At 70.3% G+C, this 25,889-nt stretch carries 22 protein-coding genes and 1 tRNA gene; 17 read left to right on the top strand and 6 right to left on the bottom strand.

Features of this window, described 5'->3' with window-relative positions; genetic code table 11:
- Positions 1 to 19: 19 nt before the first annotated feature.
- From AC1Q7O_RS19375 to AC1Q7O_RS19360, 4 genes are all read right to left on the bottom strand, one after another.
- Complete coding sequence (locus AC1Q7O_RS19375; RefSeq protein ID WP_492657458.1) at positions 20 to 1,936, bottom strand: hypothetical protein; 1,917 nt, start codon at positions 1,934 to 1,936, stop codon at positions 20 to 22.
- Positions 1,937 to 2,011: 75 nt separating this feature from the next.
- Positions 2,012 to 3,592: an ABC transporter substrate-binding protein gene (locus tag AC1Q7O_RS19370; RefSeq protein WP_492657459.1), complete on the bottom strand. Its 1,581-nt coding sequence runs from the start codon at positions 3,590 to 3,592 to the stop codon at positions 2,012 to 2,014.
- A 48-nt stretch (positions 3,593 to 3,640) separates the two neighbouring features.
- Positions 3,641 to 4,888, bottom strand: coding sequence for an HD-GYP domain-containing protein (locus tag AC1Q7O_RS19365; protein ID WP_492657460.1), 1,248 nt, complete (start codon positions 4,886 to 4,888; stop codon positions 3,641 to 3,643).
- Between the two features lie 130 nt (positions 4,889 to 5,018).
- Positions 5,019 to 5,663 (bottom strand): c-type cytochrome, encoded by a 645-nt coding sequence (locus AC1Q7O_RS19360; protein ID WP_492657461.1) that lies wholly within the window; start codon positions 5,661 to 5,663, stop codon positions 5,019 to 5,021.
- Positions 5,664 to 5,751: 88 nt separating this feature from the next.
- On the opposite strand from AC1Q7O_RS19360, the gene AC1Q7O_RS19355 reads away from it, so the two are divergent.
- From AC1Q7O_RS19355 to AC1Q7O_RS19325, 7 genes are read left to right on the top strand one after another with little or no spacing between them, the layout of a single operon-like run.
- Complete coding sequence (locus tag AC1Q7O_RS19355; RefSeq protein WP_492657462.1) at positions 5,752 to 6,606, top strand: AAA family ATPase; 855 nt, start codon at positions 5,752 to 5,754, stop codon at positions 6,604 to 6,606.
- Positions 6,606 to 6,830 carry a hypothetical protein gene (locus tag AC1Q7O_RS19350; RefSeq protein WP_492657463.1) on the top strand — a complete coding sequence of 75 codons (225 nt, stop codon included), beginning with the start codon at positions 6,606 to 6,608 and terminating at the stop codon, positions 6,828 to 6,830. Before AC1Q7O_RS19355 ends, AC1Q7O_RS19350 begins: the two co-directional genes overlap by 1 nt.
- Positions 6,827 to 7,423, top strand: a complete 597-nt coding sequence (locus tag AC1Q7O_RS19345; protein WP_492657464.1) for a GNAT family N-acetyltransferase — start codon at positions 6,827 to 6,829, stop codon at positions 7,421 to 7,423. The genes AC1Q7O_RS19350 and AC1Q7O_RS19345 overlap by 4 nt, the downstream gene beginning before the upstream one ends.
- A complete protein-coding gene (locus tag AC1Q7O_RS19340) occupies positions 7,420 to 9,429 on the top strand; it encodes a S9 family peptidase (protein WP_492657465.1) in 2,010 nt (669 codons plus the stop codon). The genes AC1Q7O_RS19345 and AC1Q7O_RS19340 overlap by 4 nt, the downstream gene beginning before the upstream one ends.
- 48 nt (positions 9,430 to 9,477) lie before the next feature.
- Entirely contained in the window at positions 9,478 to 10,677 is a 1,200-nt protein-coding gene (locus tag AC1Q7O_RS19335; protein ID WP_492657466.1) for a vWA domain-containing protein, read from the top strand.
- Positions 10,674 to 12,485 (top strand): autotransporter assembly complex protein TamA, encoded by a 1,812-nt coding sequence (locus AC1Q7O_RS19330; protein WP_492657467.1) that lies wholly within the window; start codon positions 10,674 to 10,676, stop codon positions 12,483 to 12,485. The genes AC1Q7O_RS19335 and AC1Q7O_RS19330 overlap by 4 nt, the downstream gene beginning before the upstream one ends.
- Positions 12,482 to 16,447 carry a translocation/assembly module TamB domain-containing protein gene (locus tag AC1Q7O_RS19325; RefSeq protein WP_492657468.1) on the top strand — a complete coding sequence of 1,322 codons (3,966 nt, stop codon included), beginning with the start codon at positions 12,482 to 12,484 and terminating at the stop codon, positions 16,445 to 16,447. Before AC1Q7O_RS19330 ends, AC1Q7O_RS19325 begins: the two co-directional genes overlap by 4 nt.
- 34 nt (positions 16,448 to 16,481) lie before the next feature.
- Here the strand turns inward: AC1Q7O_RS19325 and AC1Q7O_RS19320 are convergent, their stop codons facing one another.
- Complete coding sequence (locus AC1Q7O_RS19320) at positions 16,482 to 16,832, bottom strand: GFA family protein (RefSeq protein ID WP_492657469.1); 351 nt, start codon at positions 16,830 to 16,832, stop codon at positions 16,482 to 16,484.
- Positions 16,833 to 16,895: 63 nt separating this feature from the next.
- The gene (gene katG, locus AC1Q7O_RS19315; protein WP_492657470.1) at positions 16,896 to 19,094 is read right to left on the bottom strand and encodes a catalase/peroxidase HPI; all 2,199 of its coding nucleotides are present in this window, start codon (positions 19,092 to 19,094) and stop codon (positions 16,896 to 16,898) included.
- Between the two features lie 220 nt (positions 19,095 to 19,314).
- Here katG and AC1Q7O_RS19310 point away from each other — a divergent pair, with 220 nt between their 5' ends.
- From AC1Q7O_RS19310 to AC1Q7O_RS19265, 10 genes are all read left to right on the top strand, one after another.
- A complete protein-coding gene (locus tag AC1Q7O_RS19310) occupies positions 19,315 to 19,479 on the top strand; it encodes a hypothetical protein (protein ID WP_492657471.1) in 165 nt (54 codons plus the stop codon).
- A gap of 4 nt (positions 19,480 to 19,483) precedes the next feature.
- The gene (locus AC1Q7O_RS19305; protein WP_492657472.1) at positions 19,484 to 19,831 is read left to right on the top strand and encodes a hypothetical protein; all 348 of its coding nucleotides are present in this window, start codon (positions 19,484 to 19,486) and stop codon (positions 19,829 to 19,831) included.
- Positions 19,828 to 20,349 carry a cell division protein FtsI gene (locus tag AC1Q7O_RS19300; RefSeq protein WP_492657473.1) on the top strand — a complete coding sequence of 174 codons (522 nt, stop codon included), beginning with the start codon at positions 19,828 to 19,830 and terminating at the stop codon, positions 20,347 to 20,349. The genes AC1Q7O_RS19305 and AC1Q7O_RS19300 overlap by 4 nt, the downstream gene beginning before the upstream one ends.
- Before the next feature lie 10 nt (positions 20,350 to 20,359).
- Positions 20,360 to 21,049: a flagellar basal body L-ring protein FlgH gene (locus AC1Q7O_RS19295; RefSeq protein ID WP_492657474.1), complete on the top strand. Its 690-nt coding sequence runs from the start codon at positions 20,360 to 20,362 to the stop codon at positions 21,047 to 21,049.
- A 120-nt stretch (positions 21,050 to 21,169) separates the two neighbouring features.
- Positions 21,170 to 21,925 (top strand): Crp/Fnr family transcriptional regulator, encoded by a 756-nt coding sequence (locus tag AC1Q7O_RS19290; RefSeq protein ID WP_492657475.1) that lies wholly within the window; start codon positions 21,170 to 21,172, stop codon positions 21,923 to 21,925.
- 41 nt (positions 21,926 to 21,966) lie between these two features.
- Positions 21,967 to 22,041, top strand: a tRNA-Arg gene (locus tag AC1Q7O_RS19285).
- Positions 22,042 to 22,490: 449 nt separating this feature from the next.
- Entirely contained in the window at positions 22,491 to 22,703 is a 213-nt protein-coding gene (locus tag AC1Q7O_RS19280; protein WP_492657476.1) for a cold-shock protein, read from the top strand.
- A gap of 165 nt (positions 22,704 to 22,868) precedes the next feature.
- Positions 22,869 to 23,930, top strand: coding sequence for a CrpP-related protein (locus AC1Q7O_RS19275; protein WP_492657477.1), 1,062 nt, complete (start codon positions 22,869 to 22,871; stop codon positions 23,928 to 23,930).
- 217 nt (positions 23,931 to 24,147) lie between these two features.
- Positions 24,148 to 24,708 carry an NADPH-dependent FMN reductase gene (gene ssuE / locus AC1Q7O_RS19270; RefSeq protein ID WP_492657478.1) on the top strand — a complete coding sequence of 187 codons (561 nt, stop codon included), beginning with the start codon at positions 24,148 to 24,150 and terminating at the stop codon, positions 24,706 to 24,708.
- Between the two features lie 124 nt (positions 24,709 to 24,832).
- Positions 24,833 to 25,795: a sulfonate ABC transporter substrate-binding protein gene (locus AC1Q7O_RS19265; protein WP_492657479.1), complete on the top strand. Its 963-nt coding sequence runs from the start codon at positions 24,833 to 24,835 to the stop codon at positions 25,793 to 25,795.
- The last annotated feature ends 94 nt before the right edge of the window (positions 25,796 to 25,889 follow it).

Below are 25,889 nucleotides of genomic sequence, written 5' to 3'. Positions count from 1 at the left end.
CATGCGCGGCGCAGCGCGCTCAGGGCTCGCCGGTGTAGCGCGTGTGGAAGCGCCGGCCCTGCGAATCCATGGCCTGCAGCCAGAGCTCCGACGTCACCGTGCCCGCGGGCGCGTAGGCGGTGGCCAGTGTCACGGTGGCTTTGGGCGGCAGTGGCACGACGGTGTCCAGCACCTTGGGCGCCGTGCCGTCCGTGGGACGGAACACGCGCTTGATCTCGATGAGGCGCAGGTCCGGGTTGGCGGCGGCCCAAGTGGCCCAGTTGATGGCGTAGGTGCCGCCCTGCAGGTCCACCGCGCGCAGCAGCAGGTTGCTGGTCAGCCCGTCCAGCGCGGGGAAGCGCGCCAGCGCCGGCTCGCCCAGCACGTCGGCGCGCAGGTAGGCGTTGCGGTTCTCGGTGGTGGTGCCCAGCGTGTAGTTCACGATGAACTTGGCGCCGCGCGTGCTGTCCGCACCGCCCACCCAGCCCACGGCGGCACGCTGGATGGCCAGGTCGCCGACGCCGCCGGTCGCGATGAGGTTGGTGGCACCGGTCGTGGGCGACAGGCACAGCCACGGCCGGTTGCAGTAGCCGAACGGGATGTTGAAGCCGCCCGGCAGCTGCACGGTGGCCGAGCTCAGCAGCTGGGTGGGCGAGTTGGTGGGCAGCGGGTCGGGCGTCTGCGCCTGGACCTCCACCTGCAGGCCGATGCCCGGGTTGGGCGACAGGCTGGTGTCGGGCGTGCCGTCGGACTTGCGGGCGGCAAAGCCCAGCGGATGCACGGCCACCGCGAGCTTCTTGCCGTTGCCGACGAGGTTCCATTTGTTGGTCGTCGTCGCGGACTTGTTGTAGCTGACCGCATCGCTGAACACGTCGACAACGGTGCCACTGGTGTCGCTGACCAGCGCACCCACCAGCACCTTGCTGCAGGTGCCGGTGGCCGGCGCGTCGTCGGCGCAGCCCAGCAGCTGGAAGCGGCCGAACTGGCGGTTGGCCGCCGAGTAGTCGTACAGGATGGCGCCCAGGTCGGTCTTCACGCGGCCGTTGTGCTTGTCATAGCCGGTCACCAGCGGGTGGGCCAGCACGGTGGTGATGTCCTTGCCCTGCGCGATGAGCTGGTTCAGCGCGGCGCCCAGATCGTCCAGGCCGGACAAAGTGCCCAGCAGCGTCGTCGCGCTGGTGGCGGCCTTCAGCGTGGACGTGATGGCGTTGGCCGGCGTGGCGCCGGTGGTCTTGAGCAGCTCGGTCTGCGCGGTGGGCAGCTCCACGACGACCTCGGCGGCCGGGCTGGCCAGGAACTTGTTGCCGATCTGCAGCACCGGCACGTTCAGCCGGGAGCGCGCCAGATCAACGCGCACGCTCTCGATGAGCAGGTCGTGGGCGCTCTTGTTCGCCGTGAAGCTCGCGTCGGCCAGCAGGTCCAGCGTCGTCAGCTTGAGGTCGGAGATCTGCGTCTTGACCAGCGTCTTCAGGAAGTCGCTGGCGGCCGTCGTGGCGGTGGCCATCTGCGTCAGCTGGCTGCTGCTGGTGGCCGCGGCCGCGAACACCGGCGCGGGCTCGGTGCCCAGCGCCAGCGCCACGACGGCATTCGTCAGCGGCGTCACATGGCCCACCATCGCGGCGCTGACGGTCGGCACCGTGGAGTGCAGCACCTGCATGGTGCCGGCGGCGTCCATGCCGCGCGCCTGGATGAACAGCGGCGCGGCGGGGCTGGTGACGGACAGCGTCAGGCTGTAGCTGCCGTCCGCGGCATGCGTGGTGGCCGTGCCGACAGCCTTGCCCTGCCCGTCCACGACGCTGACCTGCGCGTTCACCAGCGGCGCGCCGGTCGCGGCCACGCCGCGCAGCGTGGGCGGTGTCGTCGGCGTGGGCGTGGTGCCGGCGTCGCCCCCACCACCGCCGCCTCCGCAGGCGCAGAGCAGCAGGGTCAGGATGAGGGCGGCGAGGCGGTACGGCATGGCACGGTCTGAAACGGGGCTCAGGTCAGTGTGCCGCGCCAGGCCGGCCCGCGGTGGGCCGTTAAGCGGTGGAAATCAGCGGCTGATCCGCACCCACGACAGCTCGACGAAGTTATCCGGACGGTGCACCGGCGTCACATTGGCGCGCGCGGCCCAGGGGATGACCTGGCGGTGCAGCGGGATCACGTTGACCTGCTCGCGCAGTTCGGCCAGCGCGCCGCGGATCTGCTGCTCGCGCTTCTTCGGGTCCTGCTCGACGCTGCTCTGCGCGGCCAGCGCGTCTGCCTTGTCGTTGCGGAAGTTGCCGTAGTTGTAGTCACCCACGCCCTTGGCGCCGCGGTGGCGGAACACCGGCGTCAGGATGACCTCGGCGTCGGTGATGCTGCCACCCCAGCCATACAGGAACAGGCTGCTGTCCAGCTTCTCCAGCTTGGGGAAGTACAGCGCCCGTGGCATCGCGTTGACCTTGACCTTGATCTTGAGCTGCGCCCACATCGCCGCCAGTGCGGCGCAGATCTCCTCGTCGTTGATGTAGCGGTTGTTGGGGCAGTCCAGCGTCACCTCGAAACCGTCGGCGAAGCCGGCGTCGGCCATCAGCTTGCGGGCGGCGGCCAGGTCGTGCGGCAGCCGCGTCTGCAGCGCCGGGTCGTCGAAGGACGCGTCGCCGGACGGCGTCAGCGCGCCGGTGGGCACCGCCAGACCGGCCATCAGCTTGGTCTTCATCGCCTCGATATCGATCGCCTGGTAAAGCGCGCGGCGCACGCGCACGTCCTTGAACGGGTTCCTGTCGCCCGCCGCCTTGCCGTACAGCAGCTTGTCGCGCGCCTGGTCCATGCCGAGGAAGACGAGGCGGTTCTCCGGGCCGTCGATGATCTTCACGCCGGGCGTGTTGCGCAGCCGGGTCACGTCGCGCGGCGCCGGGTCGTTGACGAGGTCCACCTCGCCCGACACCAGCGCAGCCAGCCTTGTGGCGTCGCTGGCGATCGGGGTGTAGACGACCTCCTGCAAATTGCCGTCGAACTTGCCCCACCAGTTCGGGTTGCGCTTGAGCACGGTTCTGATGCCGGGCTGGCGGCTCACCAGCGTGAAGGGGCCGGTGCCGTTGGCGTTGACCGAAGCGAAGCTCTCTTCGCGGTTCTTGTAGTCCAGCGGCTTCGTCACCCGGTGCGACTCGCACCACTTGCGGCTCATGATGGGCAGCTGCTCCACATGCTGCAGGAAAATGGGATTGAACGCCGCCAGCTGGATGTCGACGGTCAGGTCGTCGACGCGCCTGGCAACGCCCACCGCGTTGGCATAGACGGCGATCTGCGACGTGGGCTCCTTGGCCCGCTGCAGCGAGAAGACCACGTCGTCGGCCGTCAGCGGCGTGCCGTCGTGGAACTTGACGCCGGCGCGCAGCTTGAAGCGCCAGGTCAGCGGGCCGGTCTGCTTCCACTCGGTGGCAAGACCCGGCACCAGGGCCAGCTTCGCATCGCGCAGGATGAGCCGCTCGTAGACCTGCGAGTTGATGTTGTTGGTCAGCGTCTCGTTCTGCGAGTGCGGGTCCATCGTCTGCGGGTCGCCCTGCCCTGCCCAGCGCAGCGTCTGCGCCCCCACATTCAATGACAAGCCCACCGACAGCCCCAGCAGGGCCGCCCCCATCCATCGTTTCATCACTGATCTCCCAACTGCATCGGCGCGCAGTTTAGGAGCGACCCCTTATTACCTTTTTGAGTTGGGGTTCCAGAGTTCTTCCAAGTGACTGAAGCCCCAGTTCTCCGGCGGCTCGCGGCCGACGATGCGGTCGGTCGCGCCCGAGGCGGACAGGTCCAGCACCTGCACGGGGATGGGCATGTTGGACTTGGTCGAATAGAACACCTTCACGCGCGGCGCCACCAGCGACGACGGGTTCTGGTCCACCACGACGCCCAGCCGCCCGGACTGCAGCCGCACCAAGGTGCCGGTCGGGTAGATGCCGACGCTCTTGACGAAGGCCTGGAAGATGACGGGGTCGAACTGCCCCTTCCACTGCGCCATGCGCTGCAGCGAGCCGGCGGGGTCCCAGGCACTCTTGTACGGCCGCGTCGACGTGATCGCGTCGTACACGTCACAGACGGCGCCCATGCGGGCCAGCACGCTGATCTGGTCGCCCGCCAGCTTGTGCGGATAACCCGTGCCATCCACCTTCTCGTGGTGATGCAGGCAGACGTCCAGCGCCGACGGCGGCACGTTGCTGCCGTCCTTCAGCAGCTCGAAGCCGCGCTCGGGATGGCTGCGCATGACGCTGAACTCGGCATCGGTCAGCGCGCCGGGCTTGTTCAGCACCTCCAGCGGCATCTGCATCTTGCCCACGTCGTGCAGCAGGCCGGCCAGGCCGGCCTCGCGCACCTGGTCGTCCGGCAGGCCCATGTGGCGCCCGAGCGCCACCATCAGCCCGCAGACGGCCACGGAATGCATGTAGGTGTAGTCGTCCTTGGTCTTGAGCCGCGCCAGGCTCACGAATGCCGACGGGTTGCGCGCCAGCGATGACGCGACCTCCTCGACGATGGGCAGGCAGACCTCGCTGTCGATGGCCTTGCCCAGCCGGGCCTCGCCGAACAGCGCCATGACGGCCACCTTGGAGCGGTTCAGCACCTGGGCGGCACGGTCCAGCTCGGCCTCCATGCTGACGCGCTGCTCCGGCACGCGCGCAGCCGGCGGAGCCGGCGCCGGTGCCGGCGCCGATGCCACGGCCGGCGCGGGCGACGTCATGATCGGGCTGACCTTGGCGGGCTCCGCGTCGGCCACGTCCACACCCTTCTCGTTGTCGATCCAGACCGCCGGCACGCCGCTGGCCTTCAGCGCAGCGAGATCGGCCGGGTCCGTCAGCACGAACTTGGTCTTCCAGAACGGATGAGACAGCCACGCGCCTTCCATCGCCTGGAGGTACATGCCCAGTCTCACGTCGGTAGTGGCGATCTTCTTCAACATGACCACGTTGTCAGAGTGCCACCCAGTATCACTGCCCGCCGGGGCGGTCCGTGTGCAGCTCTGCACGGTTTGGCCCCGGGCGTGAAAAAGCCGCCTCGCAGGGCGGCTTGTTGGCGCAGGCAGCGGCGGCTCAGCGGAACTTGCCCTGCGGCACCGTGGCCAGTTCGGTAGGCAGCGTGCTGATGTAGGCCGCGATGGCCTTCAGCTCGGCGTTGCTGAACTGCTTGACCTGGCCGGCCATGATGCCGTTACTGCGGCCCACGCTGGCGTTCTTGTCGGTCTTGTACGACTTGAGCGCCACGGTCAGGTAGTCGGCATGCTGGCCGGCCAGCTTGGGGTAGCTCGGGTCGATGGGCTTGCTGAAGTTGGCGCCGTGGCAGGAGATGCAGGCACCCTTGGTCAGCAGCTCGGCCACGTTGGCCGGCGCGGCGGGCACGCTGTCGGCCGCGGCGGGCAGCTTGGCCTGCTGTTCATAGTAGGCAGCGACGTCGGCCATGTCCTGGTCGCTCAGCGAGCCGGCGATGCCACGCATCGTCGGGTGCTTGCGCTCGCCCTTGGCGTAGGCCTGCAGCGCCGCCACGATGTACTTGGCGTTCTGGCCCGCGATCATGGGCACCTTGTGGATCTCGGGAAAGCTCGCCTGGTAGCCCACGATGCCGTGGCAGCCGATGCACATCGCGATCTTCTTTTCACCCACCTTGACGTCCTGCGCCTGGACAGCATTGGTGCCGAATACGGCGGCCAGGGCGAGCGAGATCTGCAGCAGTTTTTTCATGTCTCGGTGGGTGAAGGGTTCTTGTGCGGCGCGGATTATAGGAGGGCTCCTATACTGAAACGGCCCCCTTCCAGCCCCGGTTTTCCCCATGAAATTCAAAGGTTCCGACCAGTACGTCGCCACGGCAGACCTGATGCTCGCGGTCAACGCAGCGGCCACGCTGCAACGCCCGCTGCTCATCAAGGGCGAGCCCGGCACGGGCAAGACCATGCTGGCCGAGGAGGTGGCCGCCGCCCTCGGCATGCCGCTGCTGCAGTGGCACATCAAGAGCACCACGAAGGCGCAGCAGGGTCTCTACGAATACGACGCCGTCAGCCGGCTGCGCGACAGCCAGCTGGCCGGCATCGAGGGCAGCGAGCGCGTGCGCAACATCGAGAACTACATCGTCAAGGGCGTGCTGTGGCAGGCCTTCGAGGCCGAGCAGCCGGTGGTGCTGCTCATCGACGAGATCGACAAGGCCGACATCGAGTTCCCGAACGACCTGCTGCGCGAGATCGACCGCATGGAGTTCTACGTCTACGAGACGCGCCAGCTCGTCAAGGCGAAACACCGCCCGCTGGTGTTCATCACCTCCAACAACGAGAAGGAGCTGCCGGACGCCTTCCTGCGCCGCTGCTTCTTCCACTACATCAAGTTCCCCGACGCCGAGACGATGAAGAAGATCGTCGACGTGCACTTCCCGACGTTGAAGAAGGACCTGCTGGCCGCGGCGCTGAAGAACTTCTACGACGTGCGCAACCTGCCGGGGCTGAAGAAGAAGCCCAGCACGTCGGAACTGATCGACTGGCTCAAGCTGCTGGTGGCCGAGGATGTGCCCGTCGACGCGCTGCAGGCAAAGGACGACAAGGTCAGCATCCCGCCCCTCGTGGGCGCACTGCTGAAGAACGAGCAAGACCTGACGCTGTTCGAGAAGCTGGTGTTCATGCAACGGACGAACCGCTGATGGCACAGGACTTCAACCGCGCGATGCGCGAAGGGCTGGCCGACGCGGTCGGCTTCGTCGGCGGCGCGCTGCTGGGCTGGTGGGCCGGCCGGCAGTTCGGCATCGACTTCATCGCCAGCCCCGACTGGAACGCCACCCAGATGCTGGGCCTGTTGCTCATCGTCGCGGGCTGCGGGCTGGGCCGCTGGGCGGCGCGCAAGGTGCTGCTGAAGGACAGGCCATGAAGCCGGTCGAGCCCGTCACACTGGCTGCCGGGCCCATCCGCCTCGTGCCACTGACGCTGGACCATGTGCCCGGCCTGCAGGCCGCGGCCGCCGACGGCGAGTTGTGGAACCTGCGCTTCACCAGCGTGCCGGCGCCCGACGAGACCACGGCCTATGTCGAGACGGCGCTGGCCGGCCAGGCCGCCGGCCACCGGCTGCCGTTCGCGGTGCTGGACGCCACCAGCGGCGAGGTGCTGGGCTCCACCAGCTATCACGACATCGTGCCGGCCATCGCGCGCGTCGAGATCGGCTACACCTGGTATGCCAGCCGAGTGCAGCGCAGCGCCGTCAACACGACGGCCAAGCTGCTGCTGCTGACGCACGCGTTCGAGACGCTGGGCGCCAGGCTGGTGGGCTGGCGCACCGACAACTTCAACCACGCGTCGCAGCGCGCCATCGAGCGCCTGGGCGCCCGGCGCGACGGCGTGCTGCGCCACCACGCGCTGCGCCGCGACGGCACGGTGCGCGACACCGTCATGTACAGCCTGACCGCGGGCGAATGGCCCGAGGTCAAGGCGCACCTCACCTGGCAACTGACAAGACCGAGAGCATGAGCAAGACTTCCAGGCCTTTCAACGCACCGTTTGACGTTGATGCACTGTGGGGCCTGGACCGCATAGCCGCGCCCAGCCTCAGCCCCGACGGCGCCCAGGCCGTTGCCGCCGTCACGCGCTACTCGATGGAGACCAACCTGGCGCAGTCCAGCCTGTGGCTGTTCTCCACGCTGGGTGGCGCACCGCGGCGCCTGACCGAGGCCGGCGACAAGGACGGCCAGCCGCAGTGGAGCCCGCGCGGCGACCTGATCGCCTTCACCGCCCGGCGCGAGCAGGGCGGCAGCAAGGACGAGGAGGCGCAGCTCTACGTCATCGCGCCCGACGGCGGCGAGGCGCGCCGCGTGGGCCGCGTGCCCACCGGCGTGGACGCGTTCAAGTGGTTCCCCGACGGCCGGCGCATCGCCTTCGTGTCCTGGGTCTGGCCCGACCGCAAGGCCGCCGTGCAGGCCGACGCGCTGAAGGACTTCAAGGCGCGCAAGGAGACGGCCTACGTCACCGAGGAAGCGCAGTACCGCTACTGGGATCACCACATCCCGTTGGGCCGCGTGCCGCACCTGCACGTGATGGACGTCGCCACCGGCAAGGCGCGCGACCTGTTCGAGGGCAGCGCCTGGGAGCTGGAGCGCGCCGAGCCCGACGCGACCTGCTTCGACATCTCGCCCGACGGCCGGCGCATCGCGTTCGCGTTCGACCCGGCGGCCGAGAAGCGGCTGGACAACCGCTACGCGCTCGCCGAGATCGACGTGCGCACGCGCCGCGGGCAGACGCTGCTGCAGGACGGCGACTGGGACTTCGCCGCGCCGCGCTACAGCCAGTCCGGCGCACATCTGGCTTTCCTGGCCAGCCACCAGGCGCTGGGCCACAACCAGCCGGACCGCCTGGCCGTGCTGGACCAGCGCGGGAACTGGGCCGTGTTCAGCGACGACTGGGACCACGAGGTGGCCGCACCGCTGCAATGGACCGACGACGACCAGGCCGTGCTGTTTGCCGCCGAGGAACGCGGCCGGCGCCACCTGTGGCGCTTCGCGCTGGGCGACCGCCGCGCTGAAGCGCTGTTCGAGGGCGGCCACGTGGGCAGCTTCGCGCAGGCCGGCGGCATCACGGCGATCAACCACGACGGCATGCAGCACCCGCCGCAGCTGTCGGTGCTGGACGGCGCCGCCGCCCAGCGCATCGAGACGCTGAACGATGACCGTCTGGCCGCACACCGCTTCGGCCTGCACGAGGAAGTCACCATCACCGGCGCACGCGGTGACGCGGTGCAGATGTGGCTGACCTACCCGCCCGGCTTTGACGCGAAGGCGAAGAAGAAGTGGCCCGTCATGCACGTCATCCACGGAGGCCCGCACACCGCCTTCGGCGACAGCTGGCACTGGCGCTGGAACCACCAGGTGTTCGCTAACCAGGGCTATGTGGTGGCCAGCGTGAACTACCACGGCTCATCCAGCTTCGGCCACGAGTTCCTGGACAGCATCACCGGCCACTGGGGCGAGTACGAGCTGCAGGACGTGGAGGCCGGCACCGACTGGCTGCTCCAACAACGCTGGGTGGACAAGACGCGCATCGTCGCCACCGGCGGCAGCTACGGCGGATACATGGTCGCGTGGATGAACGGGCACGTGAAGCCGGGCCGCTACCAGGCCTACGTCTGCCACGCCGGCTGCTACGACTGGCAGGCCATGTACGCCGACGACGCCTACGCCTGGCACCGCAAGGAACTGGGTGCTGCCTACTGGGACGACCCGGCCCGCGTCGCCGCGCAGAGCCCGCACACGTTCGCCAAGCACTTCAAGACGCCCACGCTCGTCATCCACGGCGCGCTGGACTACCGCGTGCCCGACGCGCAAGGCCTGGCCTACTACAACACCTTGAAATCGCTGGGCGTGCCGGCGCGGCTGGTGTGGTTCCCAGACGAGAACCACTGGGTGCTGAAAGCCCGCAACAGCCGGCTCTGGTACGGCGAGTTCTTCGGCTGGCTTGCACGGCATGCACCCCAAAAACGCTAACGCCTTCACACAGGCCGGCGCCTCGTTGCCTTTCATAATTGGCGGGCCATGCTGATCCAGTTCTTCTACACGCTGCGCGCCGCCAAGCTCAAGGTGACGGTGCCCGAGTACCTGACGCTGCTGGAAGCGCTGCAGGCCGGCGTCATCGCGTCGGCCGAGGACGGCGGCGTCGCGTCCATCGACGACTTCTATCACCTGGCCCGCGCCGCCCTCGTCAAGGACGAGACCCAGTACGACAAGTTCGACCGCGCCTTCGCCGCCTACTTCAAGGGCGTGGAGATGCTGACCGACTTCACCGCCGAGGTGCCGCTGGACTGGCTGAAGAAGAACTTGGAGTTGAACCTGACGCCCGAGCAGAAGGCCGCCATCGAGAAGATGGGCTGGGACGAGCTGATGGAGACGCTGAAGAAACGTTTCGAGGAGCAGAAGGAACGCCACGAAGGCGGCAACCGCTGGATAGGCACGGGCGGCACCAGCCCGTTCGGCAACGGCGGCTACAACCCGCAGGGCATCCGCATCGGCGCGAAATCTGGCGGAGGCGGCAACAAGAGTGCCGTCAAGGTGTGGGAGCAGCGCGCCTACAAGGACTACGACGACTCGCTGGAACTCGGCACGCGCAACATCAAGGTCGCGCTGCGGCGGCTGCGCCGCTTCGCCCGCGAGGGCTCGGACCTGGAGCTGGACCTGGACGGCACCATCCACGGCACGGCGGCCAACGCCGGCATGCTGGACATCCGCATGCAGCCGGAGCGCCACAACAAGGTCAAGGTGCTGCTGCTGATGGACGTGGGCGGCACGATGGACGAGCACATCCATCGCGTGGAGGAACTGTTCAGCGCCGCCAAGGCCGAGTTCAAGCACCTGGAGTTCTATTACTTCCACAACTGCGTCTACGACTTCGTCTGGAAGAACAACCGCCGCCGCTTCGCCGAGAAGCTCGCTACCCACGACCTGATCCGCAAGTACAACCGCGACTACAAGCTGATCTTCGTCGGCGACGCGACGATGAGCCCCTACGAGATCCTGCAGGCCGGCGGCAGCGTCGAATACAACAACGACGAGCCGGGCGCCGAGTGGCTGCAGCGGCTCACGCACGCGTTCCCGAAGTACGCCTGGATCAACCCCGAGCCGCAGGGCGTGTGGCAGTACCGGCAGAGCATTGCGCTGATCCAGCAGCTGATGCAGCAGCGCATGTTCCCGCTCACCCTCTCCGGCCTCGAAGGCGCGATGCGGCTGCTCAGCAAATGACGCGGCCCCTCCTCGCCCTGCTGCTCGTGGCGGTACTGAGCGGCTGTGCGACGAAGCCCCCTGCCCCCGCCACCCCCAGCCCCGCGCCCGACGTCCCGGCCGACGCGCCGGCCGTCTACAGCCTGGACATCCGCGTCGAGGACGACAGCGGCGGACGGCTGCGTGCGCTGCTTCAGCAGCACCTGGACATCGCCCGCTACCGCGCCAGCGAGGCGGCGCTGAGCCGCGTGGAGCTGGCCCGGCTGGCTGCGGCAGCGCCGGCCCAGGCGCAGACGCTGCTGGAGACCGAAGGCTTCTTCAACGTGACCGCCGACGTGGCCCGTGACGCCGACGACGCGACCAGGCTGCGCCTCACCGTCAAGCCCGGCCCGCAGGCGAAGGTGGCCAAGGTGGAGCTGGAGTTCAGCGAAGGCCTGGCCAGCGACGACGTGCCGGCGCTGCGCGACGCGCTGCAGCGCGCCTGGCCGCTGAAGGACGGCGACGCGTTCACGCAGTCGCAATGGGCGGCCGGCAAGGGCGACCTGCTGTTGCGCGCCCGCACCGGCGGCTACCCGACGGCACGCTGGGCCGAGACGTCGGCCCGCGTGGACCCCGACACGCAGACGGTGGAGCTGCGCCTCGTCATGGCCAGCGGCAACCGCGCGAAGTTCGGCGAGCTGCGCATCGAGGGTCTGCAGCGCCAGACCCGTCTGTCCGTGGAACGCCTGACCGGCTTCGACCGCGGCGACCCCTACACCGAGCAGCAGCTGGCCGACTTCCAGGAGCGGCTGGCCAAGACGCAGCTGTTCGACGCCGTGCGCGTGCAGCTGCAGCCCGAGGTGGTGGACGCCGACGGCACCAGCCCCGTGCTGGTCACGCTGACGGAATCGGCGCTGCAGCAGGCCACCGTCGCGGTGGGCTACCACGCCAACAACGGCCAGAGCATCAGCGTGGAGCACCTGCACCGCCGGCCGTTCGGCCTGTCGATGCGGGCGCGCTCCAAGCTGCAGTTGAGCCGCGACCTGCGCGGGGCGGAGATGGAGATCAGCTCCCACCCGCAGCCCGACCTGAAGCGCAACCTCGCGTCGCTGCAGTTCGAGCAGGACCGCAGCAGCGACAAGATCGCCACCAACCTGGGCCTGCGGCTGGGCCGCCTGTACGAGTCCCCGCACGATGAACGGCTCAGCTACGTGGAGCTGCTGCGCGCCCGCGAGACGGCCGGCACCGAAGTCAACACCAACCTGGCCGTGTCCATCAACCAGCAGTGGATACGCCGCCGGCTGGACAGCTCGCTGCTGCCCACCGACGGCCACCAGGGCCTGCTGCTGCTGGGCCTGGGCCATGTGCGCGGCGGCGGCACGGACGACAGCGGCCCCTTCGGCCGCCTGCAGCTCAAGCTGGGCTACTACAAGCCGCTGGGCGGCTGGTTCACGTCGGCCCGCGCCGAGGTGGCCCAGGTGATCTCGCGCGAGCAGGTGGGCGTGCCCGAGAAGCTGCGCTTCCTGGCCGGTGGCGACGAATCGGTGCGCGGCTACGCGTATCACAGCCTCGGGCCGGTCGACAACGGCCTGACCGTCGGCGGCCGCGTAATGGCCACCGGCAGCCTGGAGATCGCCCGCCCCTTCACGTTGAGCATGCCCGGCCTGTGGGGCGCCCTGTTCGTCGACGCCGGCAATGCCGCCTCGCGCTGGCAGGAATACCGCCCCGTCATCGGCTACGGCGCGGGCGTGCGCTGGCGCAGCCCCGTGGGCCCGCTGCGCGTGGACGTCGCGCGGGCGCAGGAGACGGGCAAGTGGCGGCTGCACTTCAGCGTGGGGATCACGCTGTGAGGCGGTCGCTGCGCATCGCCCGCAACGGCCTGATCGGGCTGGCCGTACTGGCCGTGCTGGTGGCTGGCTTCATCGCCTGGCTGCTGCAGCAATCGTCCGGCAGCGCCTGGCTGCTGGCCCGTCTGCCGGGCGTGCAGGTCGAGCAACCCGAGGGCTCGCTTATGGGCGAGTTCCGCGCCCGCCGCCTGCTGCTGACCTGGGCCGGCGGCACCGCCGAGCTGCGCGGGCTGCACTGGACGGGCCTGGGCGTCAGCCCGCGCCAGCGCGTGCTGCAGGCACGCGAGCTGGCGGTGGACGAGGTCATCGTCCGCACGCAGCCCAGCACCGCGCCGCTGGTGCCGCCGCTGGACCTGTCACTGCCGCTGGGCGTGCAGATCGACAAGCTGGCCATTGGCAGCCTCAGCTGGGCCGCCGACCAGCCGCCCGTGCGCGGCATCGCCGCCACGCTGGACCTGCCGCGCAGCGGCACCCATCACGTCAAGCTGACCGGCGCACGCTGGCAGCAGCTGCTGCTCGCGGGAGAGGCGCACGTAGCCAGCGCCGCGCCGCTGCAGACGGAGGCGACGCTGACCGTGCAGCAGCAGGAAGCCACCGACCTGCCCTGGCTGGCCGTGGCCGCCGTGCGCGGCCCGCTGGCCCGGCTGCAGGCCAAGGCCGAGGTGCAGGCCGCCGGGCAGACTCTGAAGGCGCAGGGCGACGTGCAACCGTTCTCGCCGTGGCCGGTCGCGGCGCTGCAGATGCAGGCCGAACAGTTCAACCTCGCCGCGCTGTCGGCCCTCGCCCCCGGCCTGCCCCGCACCGCGCTTACCGGCACCGCGCGGCTGAGCGCGCCGGCGCGCGACGCCGAAGCCACGCTGCAGGCCGAGCTGCGCAACAGCGCAGCCGGCCGCTGGGACCAGGGCACCCTGCCCGTGCAGCAGCTCAGCCTGGCCGTCGCCGGCCGGCCCGACCAGCTCACCACGCTGCGCCTGACGACGCTGGACGCCACGCTCAGCGGCGGTGCCCGCGTGCAGGGCCAGGGCCGCCGCGAGGCCGACGGCCGCTGGCAGCTGGACGCGCGCGTGCAAGGCCTGCGCCCCGAGCAGCTGGACGCGCGCGCTACGCCCGCCCGCCTGGACGGGCCGCTGGCCCTCACCGGCGGGCCCGGCCAGCCGCTGACGGCGAAGACCGACCTGCGCGGCACGCTGGAGCAGCGCCCGCTGCGCGTGCAGGCGCGCGTGCAGGGCCGCCTGCACGACCAGGGCAGCAACTGGCAGATCGAGGAGGCCCGGCTCGCCAGCGGCGACGCCGAGCTGCAGGCCAGCGGCAGCGTCGAGGCGCTAAGCGCCGGGCTGCCCACCGTCAAGCTCAGGGCCCAGGTGCGGCAGTTCGACCCGCACCTGCTGTGGCGCGGCGCGCCCGGCTCCGCGTGGGCGCGGCTGCCCGGCCCGACGCGGCTGAACGCAGACGCGACGCTGGACCTGCACGGCGACAGCGCCGACAACGCCACCGGCACGGCCGAGGCCACGCTGCTGCCCGGCCAGTTCGGCGGCCTGCCGCTGGACGGCCAGCTCAAGCTCGCCCGCCCGCGTGCAGCCGACGCGGCCAGTTTCGACCTCGCCGCGCGGCTGGGCAGCAACCGCGTGCAGACGCGCGGCGAGGCCCGGCCCGAGGCCGTCGCGGCCGACATCAAGCTGCAGGCCGCCAAGCTGGCCGAGCTGAACCCGCTGCTGGCGCTGTTGGGCCAGGGGCCGGTGGCCGGCCAGGTGGACGGCGACGGCGACCTGCAGCTGCAGCGCGTGAAGCTGCCGACGCCAGGCAAGCTCTCACCCAAGACGCTGCCCGCCACCGTCTGGCAGGTGGGCGGCCGCGGCAGCGCGACGCTGAAGGGCCTGAGCGCCAACGGCACGGTGGTGGAGAGCGCCAAGGCCCGCTGGAGCCTGCCCGCGCCGGGCGTGGATGGCGACGCGCCGCTGTCGCTGGCGGTGGAGGCCGGCGGCGTGCGCAACGGCCAGGTGCAGCTGAAGCTCGTCAAGCTAGACCTGCAGGGCCGGCGCAGCGCCCACGAACTCAAGGCCCAACTGGCCGGCCGCGCACCGGCAGGCGGGCAGGACGTGAACCTGGGCGCCACGCTGCAGGCCCAGGGCGGCTGGAACGGCCAGGCCTGGGCAGGCCGCATCGCGCAGCTGGACATCGCGCCGCTGCGCCCCGGCACGCCGGCCACGCTGGCCGCCAGCAACATCGGCCTGCGCGTGGCGCTGGGCGACAGCGGCCTGCAGGTGACGGCCGAGCCCGGCCGCGCCGAGGTGGGCGGCGCCTTCGTGCGCTGGCAGGCCTTGAGCTGGCGCGGCGGCGCGCAGCCCGAGGCGCGCGCCGAGCTGCAGCTGGAGGACCTGGCCGTCGCGCCGCTGATGGCGCGCTGGCAGCCCGACTTCGGCTGGAGCGGCGACCTGCGCATCACCGGTCACGCGTCGCTGCTGCTCACCGACCGGCTCACCGCCGAGGTGCTGCTGGACCGCCAGGGCGGCGACCTGCGCGTGACCGACGAATTCGGCACGCGGCCGCTGGGCCTGACCGACCTGCGCGTGGCGCTGAACGTGCGCGACGGCGTATGGCAGTTCGCGCAGGGGCTGTCCGGCAAGGCGCTCGGCAGCCTGGGCGGCGCGCTCTCGCTGCGGCCCACCGGGCTGTGGCCCGAGGCCGCCACGCCCATCGACGGCGTGCTGCAGGCCAACGTGAACGACCTCGCCACCTGGGGCCGCTGGGTGCCGGCCGGCTGGCGGCTGGCAGGCCGGGCCGCCGCCACGGTGCAGATCGGCGGCAAGCTCGCCGCGCCGGACCTGACCGGCCGCGCCGACGGCGACGGCCTGGCGCTGCGCCACCTGCTGTACGGCGTGGACTTCACCGAGGGCCGCTTCGTGCTGGACCTGAAGGGCCAGCATGCCGAGCTGACCGAGCTGCAGGCCCGCGCGGGCGATGGCTGGCTGCGCGCCACCGGCCGCGCGGAGCTGGGCGCCAAGCCGGCGGCGCACATCGAGATGACGGCCGACAAGCTGCGCGTGCTGTCACGCGTGGACCGCCGCATCGTCGCCAGCGGCAATGCCACGCTGGACCTGGACGACAAGGGCCTGAACCTCAGCGGCAAGCTGCGCGCCGACGAGGGCCTGTTCGACTTCACGCGTGCCGACGCGCCGACGCTGGCCGACGACGTCATCGTGCGCCGCGGCCCGCGCGCCGCCGAGCCCACCGCACCGCCCGCGCCGCAGTCGGTGCGCGGCTCCACCGTCAACGTCTCGCTGGACTTCGGCCGCGACTTCAAGGTGCGCGGCCGCGGCCTGGCGACGACGCTGCGCGGCCAGCTGCAGATCGCGCAGAAGGAGAACGGCCCGCTGCGCGTGACCGGCAAGCTCGACGCGAACGGCGGCCAGTACGCCGCCTACGGCCAGAAGCTGGAGATCGAGCGCGGCGACATCAGCTTCACGGGCTCGCTGGACAACCCGTCGCTGGACCTGCTGGCCGTGCGGCCCAACCTGGACGTGCGCGTGGGCGTCTACGTCGGCGGCACCGCGCAGGCGCCGCGCGTGAGCCTGTACTCCGAGCCCGACATGAGCGACACCGACAAGCTGTCCTGGCTGCTGCTGGGCCGCGGCCCCGACGGCCTGGGCCGCACCGACACGGCGCTGCTGCAGCGCGCCGCGCTGGCACTCATCAGCGGCGAGGGCGAAGGCGCCACCGGCAAGGCGCTGCGCCAGCTGGGGCTGGACGAGCTATCGCTGTCGCAAAGCGACGACGACACCCGCGCCACCATCGTGCGCCTGGGCAAGCAGATCTCGCGGCACTGGTACGTGGGCTACGAGCGCAGCCTGAACGCGACGACGGGATCTTGGCAGCTCATCTACCGCATCGCCCGGCGCTTCACGCTGCGCGCGCAGAGCGGGGACGACAACGCGGTGGATCTGATCTGGCAGTGGAAATGGAATTAGCGGCCCGGCGCCGGTCCGCGATTGAAAGACGGAACTACGTCGCCCGGCCGTCGTAGTGATGCACCGGCACCGCCGCGAGGTCGATGCCGTCGATGCAGCGGATGTTGACCGCTGCCATCTCGTCGCCGTTGGGCGCCTTGCCCTCGCCGTAGGGATGGATGCCGCAGGTGGGGCAGAACACGTGGCGGATGACGTGCTTGTTGAAGGTGTACGCCGCCGTGTCGCGCTCCGGCGTCGTCAGGCGCAGGGCCGTGCGCGGCACGAACCACAGCAGCGAGCCCTTGCGCTGGCAGATGGAGCAGTTGCAGGACAGCGCCGAGTCGATGGCACCGTCCACCTCGAACTTGATGCGGCCGCAGTGGCAGCTGCCTTGGTGCGTGGTCATGGGGTCTCCTGATCGGGTGGGGACGGCGCATTCTGGCGCGCCGCCCTCACCCGACACAGGGACTCAGGCGCGCAGGTCGAAGCGGTCCAGCTCCATCACCTTGACCCAGGCCGCGACGAAGTCGTCGACGAACTTGGCCGCAGCGTCGCTGCCGGCATAGACCTCCGCCAGCGCGCGCAGCTGCGCGTTGGAGCCGAACACGAGGTCGGCGACCGTCGCCGTCCAGCGGCGCTGGCCGGTCTTGCGGTCCACGCCCTCCAGCACGCCGTCAGCGGTCTTCTGCCACTTCGTGCCCATGTCCAGCAGGTTGACGAAGAAGTCGTTGGACAGCGTGCCGACGCGCGTCGTCAGCACCCCCGCCGGGCTGCCGACCGCGTTGGCGCCCAGCACGCGCAGGCCGGCGACGAGCACCGCCATCTCGGGCGCCGACAGCGTCAGCAGCTGCGCCTTGTCGACGAGGCGCTCGGCCGCGGACGCGCCGGGCAGGCCGGCGGCGAGGTAGTTGCGGAAGCCATCGGCCTGCGGCTCCAGCGGCGCGAAGGACTCGGCGTCGGTCTGCGCCTGCGTGGCATCCGTGCGGCCGGGGTGGAAGGGCACGGTGATGTCGGCACCCGCCTGCTTCGCGGCCGCTTCGATGGCGGCGCTGCCACCCAGCACGATGAGGTCGGCCAGCGAGATCTTCTTGCCGCCGGCGGCCGAGCCGTTGAAGGCCTTCTGCACCGCTTCCAGCTTCGCCAGCACGCTGGCGAGCTGTGCAGGCTGGTTGACGTCCCAGTCCTTCTGCGGCGCAAGGCGGATGCGCGCACCATTGGCGCCGCCGCGGTTGTCGCTGCCGCGGAACGTGGACGCCGACGCCCACGCGGTGCTGACGAGCTGCGCCGTCGTCAGGCCGGAGGCGAGCAGTTGCTGCTTCAGCGCGGCCACGTCCTGATCGTCGACGAGCGGGTGGTCGACCGCGGGCACCGGGTCCTGCCAGATCAGCGCTTCACGCGGCACCAGCTTGCCGAGGTAGCGCGTCAGCGGCCCCATGTCGCGGTGCGTCAGCTTGAACCAGGCGCGGGCGAAGGCGTCGGCGAACTCCGCCGGGTTGGCGTGGTAGCGGCGCGAGATCTTTTCGTAGGCGGGGTCGAAGCGCAGCGCCAGGTCGGCGGTGGTCATCATCGGCGCGTGGAACTTGGCCGGGTCGTGCGCGTCGACCACCGTGTCGCTGCCCGCACCGCCCTTGGGCACCCACTGGTGCGCGCCGGCGGGGCTCTTGGTCAGCTCCCAGTCGTACTTGAACAGCGTGTCGAAGTAGCCCATGTCCCAGGTCGTCGGGTTGGGCTTCCAGGCGCCTTCGATGCCGCTGGTGATGGTGTGGCCGCCCATGCCGGATGCGTAGCTGCTCTTCCAGCCCAGGCCCTGCTCCAGGATGTCGGCGCCTTCGGGCTCCTTGCCGACGTGGCTGGCCGGGCCGGCGCCGTGCGCCTTGCCGAAGGTGTGGCCACCGGCCACGAGTGCCACGGTCTCCTCGTCGTTCATCGCCATACGGGCGAAGGTGTCGCGGATGTCGCGCGCCGACAGCACAGGGTCGGGGTTGCCGTCCGGCCCTTCCGGGTTCACGTAGATCAGGCCCATCTGCACGGCAGCCAGCGGGTTGGCCAGGTCGCGCTCGCCGCTGTAGCGGCCGCCGGGCTTGTCGCTGGTGGCCAGCCATTCGGCCTCGGGGCCCCAGTCGATGTCGGCCTCGGGCTCGTAGATGTCGGCCCGGCCGCCGCCGAAGCCGAAGGTCTTGAAGCCCATGGACTCGAGCGCGACGTTACCGGTCAGGATGAACAGGTCAGCCCAGGACAGCTTGCGGCCGTACTTCTGCTTGATGGGCCACAGCAGGCGGCGGGCCTTGTCGAGGTTGCCGTTGTCGGGCCAGCTGTTCAGCGGCGCGAAGCGCTGGTTGCCGGTGTTGGCGCCGCCGCGGCCGTCGGCCACGCGGTAGGTGCCGGCCGCGTGCCAGGCCATGCGGATGAAGAACGGGCCGTAGTGGCCGTAGTCGGCGGGCCACCAGTCCTGCGAATCGGTCATCAGCGCGTGCAGGTCCCGGGCGACGGCATCCAGGTCCAGCGTCTTGAACTCGGCGGCGTAGTCGAACGACGCGCCCATCGGGTTGCCGCGCGGGGACTGCTGGTGCAGCACGCCCAGGTCAAGCTGGTTCGGCCACCAGCGCTGGTTGCCCTTGGCGGCGGGCTTGGTGTGGGCGCCCGAGAACGGGCAGTGGGATTCGGACATTGGAGTCTCCTCGGGGGGGGTGAACGGGGCCAGGGCAGTCTAGGAGCGCCCCCATGACGGATCAACGCAATCCTGCCAATGGCGGTGATAGCGAGAAATGCGCGCTGGGTGATGCAGTTCACCCAGCGCGGCGCCGGGCCGGTGAGCGTGCGCGTTATCGGCGGACTTCGCCTCCCTCCACCGGCCAAGAATTTCTTCACCCCAACAGGAGATGCCCGCCATGCACATCAAGCCGCCCACGTCCGCCCGCCCCGCCCCGGCCGCCGCCACACAGCCGCCCAAGGCCGCCGCGCCAGCCGGCGGCGACTTCGCGCAGCTGCTGAAGACGGCCCAGGCCGAGGCGCCTGCGGCCGTGCCCGCCACGCCCGCACCGGCCCGGGCCTGACGCCATGACCTCGGTGGCCATGCGCTGCAGCAGCCAGCCGGACGACCCGAGGGCACGCCGCCAGGCAACGGCCGCACCCGCGCCGGGCGCGGCAACGCCCCGCACGGCCCGCTGCACCGGCCAGGCCACGCTGGGCAGCCCCGCTGCCAGCGTGGGTGTGACGGTCAACTTCAGCGCCCGCTCGCTGGCGTCGGCGGCCGGGCTGGTGCAGTCCGCCGTCAAGCTCGGCGGCGACGGCGTGCAACTGGTGGGCGACGCCGCGCAGGCCGCCGCCGACGTCGCCGGCAACGTGCTGGAGCACGGCGTGCTGGCCGGCGTCGTCGGCGCCGCGGTGGTTGGAGCGCTGCTGTGAGGGCGGGGCTGCCGCTGCTGCTCGCCGCGGCACTGGGCCTCGCCGGCTGCAGCACGCTGGCCCCCATGGCCGCCTGGGAAGTGCTGAAGGTGGGCGGCTCCGCGGCGCTGGCCGCCCAGCCGCCGCGGCCCGTCAACACCGTCCACCACGGCGATGCGCCGGTGAAGGACGTCTGCGTCGAATACAACCGCGACCTGCCGCTGGACGAGCTGGTGCCTGCGCTGCAGGCCGAGCTGAAGGCGCAGGGTGTGCAGAGCCGCGTCTACGACGTGGGCGCCGGCCCGCGCGGCTGCGGCTACTGGCTGCGTTATGTCGGCAGCATCGAGTGGGGCGTGCCGCCGCTGGGCGAGCAGCACCGCGCCTACCTCAGCACCGCGGCGCTGAGCCTGCACCGCGCCGACGGCCGGCTGATGGCCAGCAGCGCCTACGTGGGCGATGCCACGCTGGCTCGCTGGGCCCCCACCCGCAAGAAGATCGCGCCGGTCGTCAAGGCGCTGATCACCGGATTCGAAACCTAGGAACACTGCCATGACCACCGCCCCCCGCCTGCTCGTGGCGGCCGGCTGCGCCCTGCTCGCCGCCTGCTCGTCCACGCCGCCCAGCCTCGTCAGCGTGCCGCTGCTGGCCGCACCGGCGCCCGCGCCCATGTTCCTGGAGCAGCCCGGCAACGGCGCCATCTTCCAGGCCCACATGGGCAGCTCGACGCTGTTCTCCGGCGAGCGCCGGCCGCGCGCCATCGGCGACACGCTGAAGGTCGACATCGCCGAGACCATGCGCGCCGCGCAGAAGCAGAGCGGCGAGACCAGCCGCGACAGCAAGCTCTCCACCAAGGGCCCCGGCACCGCCAAGCCCGGCACCGCGCTGGCGGGCCTCATCAACATCGACGCGACCGCATCGGGCAGCAACTCGTTCAAGGGCTCGGGCAACGCCGAGGCCGAGAACAGCTTCAACGCGCAGCTGGCCGTCACCGTCATCAACGTGCTGCCCAACGGCCACCTGCTGGTGGCCGGCGAGCGCAGCATGGGCCTGAACGGCGGCGTCAGCACGCTGCGCTTCTCCGGCATCGTGAACCCGCGCGACATCGGGCCGGGCAACGTCATCGCGTCGCGCGATGTCGTCAACGCCAACCTGGAGAACGTCGCACGCGGCGACGTGTCCGAAGCCAGCTCGCGCGGCTGGCTGCAACGCGTGCTGTCGCGCAGCCTGTCCATCTGGTGACGTCAAGCGCTTTACACGGCCGCCGGTGCGGCCTTGTCCGGCGATCGCCCGCACGCAGATCGACCTAAAACCCCGGGTTGCCCGCCGCGCCTCCCGGCCGACAAGAACAAGAGACCGTTGATGAAGAACCGACGCCCCCCTGCGCCCGCCAAGGCCCCCGTGGACCCGTGGCTGGCCCAGGGCAAGCTCAAGACCTACCGCCGCGGCCAGCGCATCATCGAAGCCGGCAGCTCGCAGGACGAGTGGATCGCCATCAGCCGCGGCGCCGCCTACCTCGTGTCGCAGGTGGCCCCCGGCACGCGGGTGGCCGTGGCGGCGCTGTGGCTGGGCGATGTCATCGGCGGCGCGTCGCCGCTGGGCAAGCTGGCGGCGCGCTACGACGTGACGGCGCTGGTGGACGTGACCACCATCCACCTGCCGCTCGCGCCGCTGCCGCCCGACGCGGCGCCGCTGCCCGCCGAGATGCACGACGAGCTCTACACCGCCACCGCCAGCCGGCTGCAGGGCCAGATCTCGATGCGCCTGGCCGGCAACGGGCTGCAACGCCTCGTCAGCGTGATGGCCACGCTGGCCACGGCGCTGGCGCCCGATGCCGCCAACCGCCCCGCCGACCGGCTGGCGCTGCCGATCTCGCAGGCCTGCATCGGCCAGCTGTCGGGCCTGTCGCGCCGCCAGGCCTGGATCTACCTCGGCCAGCTCGGCCGCATCGGCTGGGTGACCACGGCGCGCAGCAAGGTCACGCTGGAAGGCCTGGGCGCCTGGCTGGCGCTGATGGCGGAGGTGGAGTCCTCGGGCATCGACTGCATCGCGACGCTGTCGCAATGCGACGCCACGCTGCTGCGGCTCACGGCCCGCCATCTGGGCGTGACGCCATGAGAGAATGCGCGCCCTCGCACCGGCACCCGGCGCGAGCGGCGCTCTCCGTAGTTCAATGGATAGAACGGCCGCCTCCTAAGCGGCAGATGTGGGTTCGATTCCCGCCGGAGGGACCAGCCTCAGTTCCGCAAGATGCTCACGGCATCCGAAGCGCTTCAGTCTTCATCAGGCAGAAGCGCTTTTTTCTTCTCCCGGCGTCCGCAAGACGTGCCGTACATCGCAGGGAAACAAGGGGAGCTGCCTGGGGGAACGCACCTCGCGGCCATCGACAGGGCGCGGTCCATTTCTCTCGTATCTTGGCGGCTCACCGAGCCGGCCCCTGTCCACGCGACACCTGCCGATGGCGGCCTTGCTTGACACGCGTGCTACGCTGCCCTCCATAGATTCGCGCAAGACCGTTTTCTCAAGGTCTTTACTGCAGCCCCGCAGGCCACCCCCTGGCCTTTCTTGCGAGCGGCTAGCTACAGCAACTCCCCCGGTGAGTGTTCTTGAGTGTTTCTGTCTCCGCCCCGGCATTCCGCCTGCGGAGGGTTATCTCCATCTCTACGTCTCTCAAGGAAACATCATGACTACGCAAACCGGCACCGTGAAATGGTTCGACGACGGCAAGGGCTTCGGCTTCATCACGCCTGATGGCGGCGGCAAGGACTTGTTCGCCCACCACAGCGAGGTCAAGAACGGCGGCGGCTTCCGTTCGCTGGCCGAAGGCGCCAAGGTGCAGTTCGAGTCGACGCAAGGCGCCAAGGGCCCGCAGGCGTCCAACATTCGCACGCTCTGAGCATGTGAACCGGCGCCGAACGCGGCGCCATGGGCCGGCAGACGCCGGCTCACGAATTTCTCTGGGGCACGCCGCAAGTGACACTGCCCCCACACCGATTTGCTTGAAGCGCCATCGGCGAAAGCGTCGCCCTTGACGGGACAAGCCCTAGAGCGGAGCTGTCCCATGTCTTCCCGATCCGATTCGCCCGCGCCGCAAAACTCGACACCGCTTGTTGAAGGCGTGCCGCCCGGCGAGGCACCTTCCGCGCCCGTCTCTGCCGAGCACGCTGAACTGCAGCGTCAGGGCGCCAAGGCAGCCGCACGCGGCGAAGAGCAGGCAGCCAACCCGATGCTGGCCACGGCCAACCAACCCGGCGTGACCGGAGAGAGCGAGCGGGTCTGGTCCGATCGCCGTGACGCGTGGGACCGAGGCCACGATTCGCAGCAGCGGCCGACTGTCTCGCCAGCGCGTCTCGCCGGCGATGTGGCGGCCGACGACCGTGCTCACGACGAGGCCCTGTTCGGCGTGACCCGGGTGCTGACCTTTGCAGGCCCCAAGGGGCTGACCTCCGCAAGCGGCTTCTTTTTCGAGCGCGACCAACGCCTCTTCCTGGTCACCAGCCGCCATGTCCTGTTTGACGCCGGGACGGGACATGCCCCCGACCGCATCGAGATCGAGTTGCATACGGACGCGCGCGACCTGACGCAACTGGTCACGTTGTCGATCCTGCTGCACCGAGATGGCCTGACCGCATGGAGCCAGGCGCGTGACAGCGCTGGAGAGGTCGACGTGGCCGCCATCGAGCTGGACCTTGCCGCGATGCCGGATGGCTGCGTCTTGCGTCCGTTCGGGCCGACGCACCTGCCCGTCGGGTTCGACCTGTTCGACGTCGGCGACCGGCTCGCCATCCCGGGCTTCCCGCTCGGGTTCTTCGACACCGTTCATCACCTGCCCGTGGTGCGGCAAGCCAGCGTGGCATCCTGCTACGGCGTGCGCTTCCAGGGGCAAGGCTACTTCCTCACCGACGCACGCATGCATCGTGGCTGCAGCGGCTCACCCGTGCTCGCGCGCCTCGAACCCGTCGCTGCGGGCCGACCGCGCTGGTGCCTGCTCGGCGTTCACTCCAGCCGCCTGGACATGGCCACGCGCGACGCGGTGCTGGATGAATCGCTGGGATTGAACTGCGCCTGGTATGCCGACGTGCTCATGACCCTGACCACAGGCCCGAGCCGCGCCATGCCATGACGCACCGCCTGCTGCAGGCCGCCGATCTGGGCGGCGACGAGTTCTTGCGCTGACATGACGTCCCGGACGCCAGCCGCTACGGCAACTGGCTGACATGCTGCACGGTGCTCGTGCCAACACCCCAAACACGGCGCCCGCATAAGCATCCCCGCTTTCCTTCGTTCCGCGCAGAAGCGCCGATCCCTATCGTGCAAGGCCTGAACACACGCAGGCCACCATGCACATCACCAGCATCTCCGGCAGTCCCAGCGAACGCTCGCGATCGGCGTGGCTGACGCAGTTCGCGCTGACGCGGCTGGAGGGCGTGGCCACGCGCAGCGAGCACATCGCCGTGCGCGAGCTGCCGGCCGGCGCGCTGCTGAATGCCGACGCGCAAGACCCCGCCATCGCCCGCGCCATCGATGCACTCAGCGGCGCCAGCCTCGTCATCGTCGGCACGCCCATCTACAAGGCTGCTTACTCGGGGCTGCTGAAGGTCTTCCTGGACCTGTTGCCGCCCGACGCGCTGCGCGGCAAGACGGTGCTGCCGCTGGCCACCGGCGGCAGCCCGGCCCACCTGCTGGCGCTGGACTACGCGCTCAAGCCCGTGCTGTCGGCCCTCGGCGCCCGCTACGTGCTGGACGGCGTGTTCGCCACCGACGCGCATCTGCAGCGCCACGAGGCGGGCGGCTATGTGCCCGACCCCGACCTGCTCGCGCGGCTGGACCGCGCGCTGGAACCGCTGCTGCCTGCCGCGCGAATGCGCAGCGCCGCGGAGCCGTTCGACTGTCGGCGCTGACCCCCTCACAACGCAGTACCTCTTGTCTCCTCGCCCCCCGGACGGGATCGGCGACTTCTTCCCGGCGCTCGGGCGCGGATCGGGTGTGACCGAGCGCCGGGATCTTTTTGCACAGGACAAACACATGCTCTCCTTCCGCTCCCTCTTCCGCCTGGCCGCACCGCTGCTCGTGGCCGCCATCAGCCTGCAGGCGTCCGCACAGACGACGCTGCGCATCGGGTTTCAAAAGTCCGCCAGCCTGCTGACCTACCAGAAGTCCAGCGGCTCGCTGGAGAAGAAGCTCGGCCCGCTGGGCGTGGCGGTGAAGTGGGTGGAATTCCCCGCCGGCCCGCAGCTGCTGGAGGGCCTGAACGTCGGCGCCGTCGACGTGGGCTTCGTCGGCGAGGCGCCGCCCATCTTTGCGCAAGCCGCCGGCGCCCGCTTCGTCTACATCGGCTTCGACCCCGCCGCACCGGAGGCCGAGGCCATCGTCGTGCCCAGGGACTCGGGCATCAAGACCGTCGCCGAGTTGAAAGGCAAGAAGGTCGCGCTGAACAAGGGCAGCAACGTGCACTACCTGCTCGTGAAGGCGCTGGAGAAGCAGGGCCTGAAGTTCAGCGACGTGCAGGCCGTCTACCTGCCGCCCGCCGATGCGCGCGCGGCCTTCGAGCGCGGCGCGGTGGATGCCTGGGTGATCTGGGACCCCTTCCTCGCCGCCGTCGAAAAGCAGAGCGGCGCCCGACTGCTGCAGGACGGCCGCGGCATCGTCAACAACTACGCCTACTACCTGGCCGAGCGCGGCTATGCCGAGAAGCAGCCGCAGGTCATCCAGGCGCTGTTCGAGGACACGCAGGCCCAGGCCACGGCGCTGAAGGCCAACGTCAAGGCGGCGGCCGCCGTCATCGCGCCGCTGCAGGGGCTGGAGCCCGAGGTCGTCGAAAAGAGCCTGACGCGCTACCAGTTCGGCGTGAAGCCGCTGACCGCCGCCGTGGCCGCCGAGCAGCAGAAGATCGCCGACACCTTCCATGCGCTGGGCCTGATCCCCAAGCCCATCCGCGTCGCGGACGCGCTGCCCGGCACCGTCAAGCTGGCCGAGGCCGGCAAATGAGCGCCGCCACGACGCGGCACGCCGCCATCGCCCTCATCCTCGCCACCACGGCGGCACTCTGGCGGCGCGAAGGGCTGCGCATCCGGGTGCCGGG

The organism is Roseateles sp. GW823-FHT07B05, from assembly GCF_058794515.1.
Note: the sequence above shows the minus strand (reverse complement) of the source record. Positions and strands in the feature narration are given on the sequence as shown.

Excerpts from the sequence above, each read along its gene's own strand:
- AC1Q7O_RS19340 (WP_492657465.1), top strand. The coding sequence starts at position 7,420 with ATGAGCAAGACTTCCAGGCCTTTCAACGCACCGTTTGACGTTGATGCA.
- AC1Q7O_RS19335 (WP_492657466.1), top strand. The coding sequence starts at position 9,478 with ATGCTGATCCAGTTCTTCTACACGCTGCGCGCCGCCAAGCTCAAGGTG.
- AC1Q7O_RS19355 (WP_492657462.1), top strand. The coding sequence starts at position 5,752 with ATGAAATTCAAAGGTTCCGACCAGTACGTCGCCACGGCAGACCTGATG.
- katG (WP_492657470.1), bottom strand. The coding sequence starts at position 19,094 with ATGTCCGAATCCCACTGCCCGTTCTCGGGCGCCCACACCAAGCCCGCC.
- AC1Q7O_RS19375 (WP_492657458.1), bottom strand. The coding sequence starts at position 1,936 with ATGCCGTACCGCCTCGCCGCCCTCATCCTGACCCTGCTGCTCTGCGCC.
- AC1Q7O_RS19320 (WP_492657469.1), bottom strand. The coding sequence starts at position 16,832 with ATGACCACGCACCAAGGCAGCTGCCACTGCGGCCGCATCAAGTTCGAG.
- AC1Q7O_RS19330 (WP_492657467.1), top strand. The coding sequence starts at position 10,674 with ATGACGCGGCCCCTCCTCGCCCTGCTGCTCGTGGCGGTACTGAGCGGC.
- AC1Q7O_RS19345 (WP_492657464.1), top strand. The coding sequence starts at position 6,827 with ATGAAGCCGGTCGAGCCCGTCACACTGGCTGCCGGGCCCATCCGCCTC.
- AC1Q7O_RS19370 (WP_492657459.1), bottom strand. The coding sequence starts at position 3,592 with ATGAAACGATGGATGGGGGCGGCCCTGCTGGGGCTGTCGGTGGGCTTG.
- AC1Q7O_RS19295 (WP_492657474.1), top strand. The coding sequence starts at position 20,360 with ATGACCACCGCCCCCCGCCTGCTCGTGGCGGCCGGCTGCGCCCTGCTC.
- AC1Q7O_RS19290 (WP_492657475.1), top strand. The coding sequence starts at position 21,170 with ATGAAGAACCGACGCCCCCCTGCGCCCGCCAAGGCCCCCGTGGACCCG.
- AC1Q7O_RS19365 (WP_492657460.1), bottom strand. The coding sequence starts at position 4,888 with ATGTTGAAGAAGATCGCCACTACCGACGTGAGACTGGGCATGTACCTC.
- AC1Q7O_RS19265 (WP_492657479.1), top strand. The coding sequence starts at position 24,833 with ATGCTCTCCTTCCGCTCCCTCTTCCGCCTGGCCGCACCGCTGCTCGTG.
- AC1Q7O_RS19275 (WP_492657477.1), top strand. The coding sequence starts at position 22,869 with ATGTCTTCCCGATCCGATTCGCCCGCGCCGCAAAACTCGACACCGCTT.
- AC1Q7O_RS19310 (WP_492657471.1), top strand. The coding sequence starts at position 19,315 with ATGCACATCAAGCCGCCCACGTCCGCCCGCCCCGCCCCGGCCGCCGCC.
- AC1Q7O_RS19350 (WP_492657463.1), top strand. The coding sequence starts at position 6,606 with ATGGCACAGGACTTCAACCGCGCGATGCGCGAAGGGCTGGCCGACGCG.
- AC1Q7O_RS19360 (WP_492657461.1), bottom strand. The coding sequence starts at position 5,663 with ATGAAAAAACTGCTGCAGATCTCGCTCGCCCTGGCCGCCGTATTCGGC.
- AC1Q7O_RS19280 (WP_492657476.1), top strand. The coding sequence starts at position 22,491 with ATGACTACGCAAACCGGCACCGTGAAATGGTTCGACGACGGCAAGGGC.
- AC1Q7O_RS19305 (WP_492657472.1), top strand. The coding sequence starts at position 19,484 with ATGACCTCGGTGGCCATGCGCTGCAGCAGCCAGCCGGACGACCCGAGG.
- ssuE (WP_492657478.1), top strand. The coding sequence starts at position 24,148 with ATGCACATCACCAGCATCTCCGGCAGTCCCAGCGAACGCTCGCGATCG.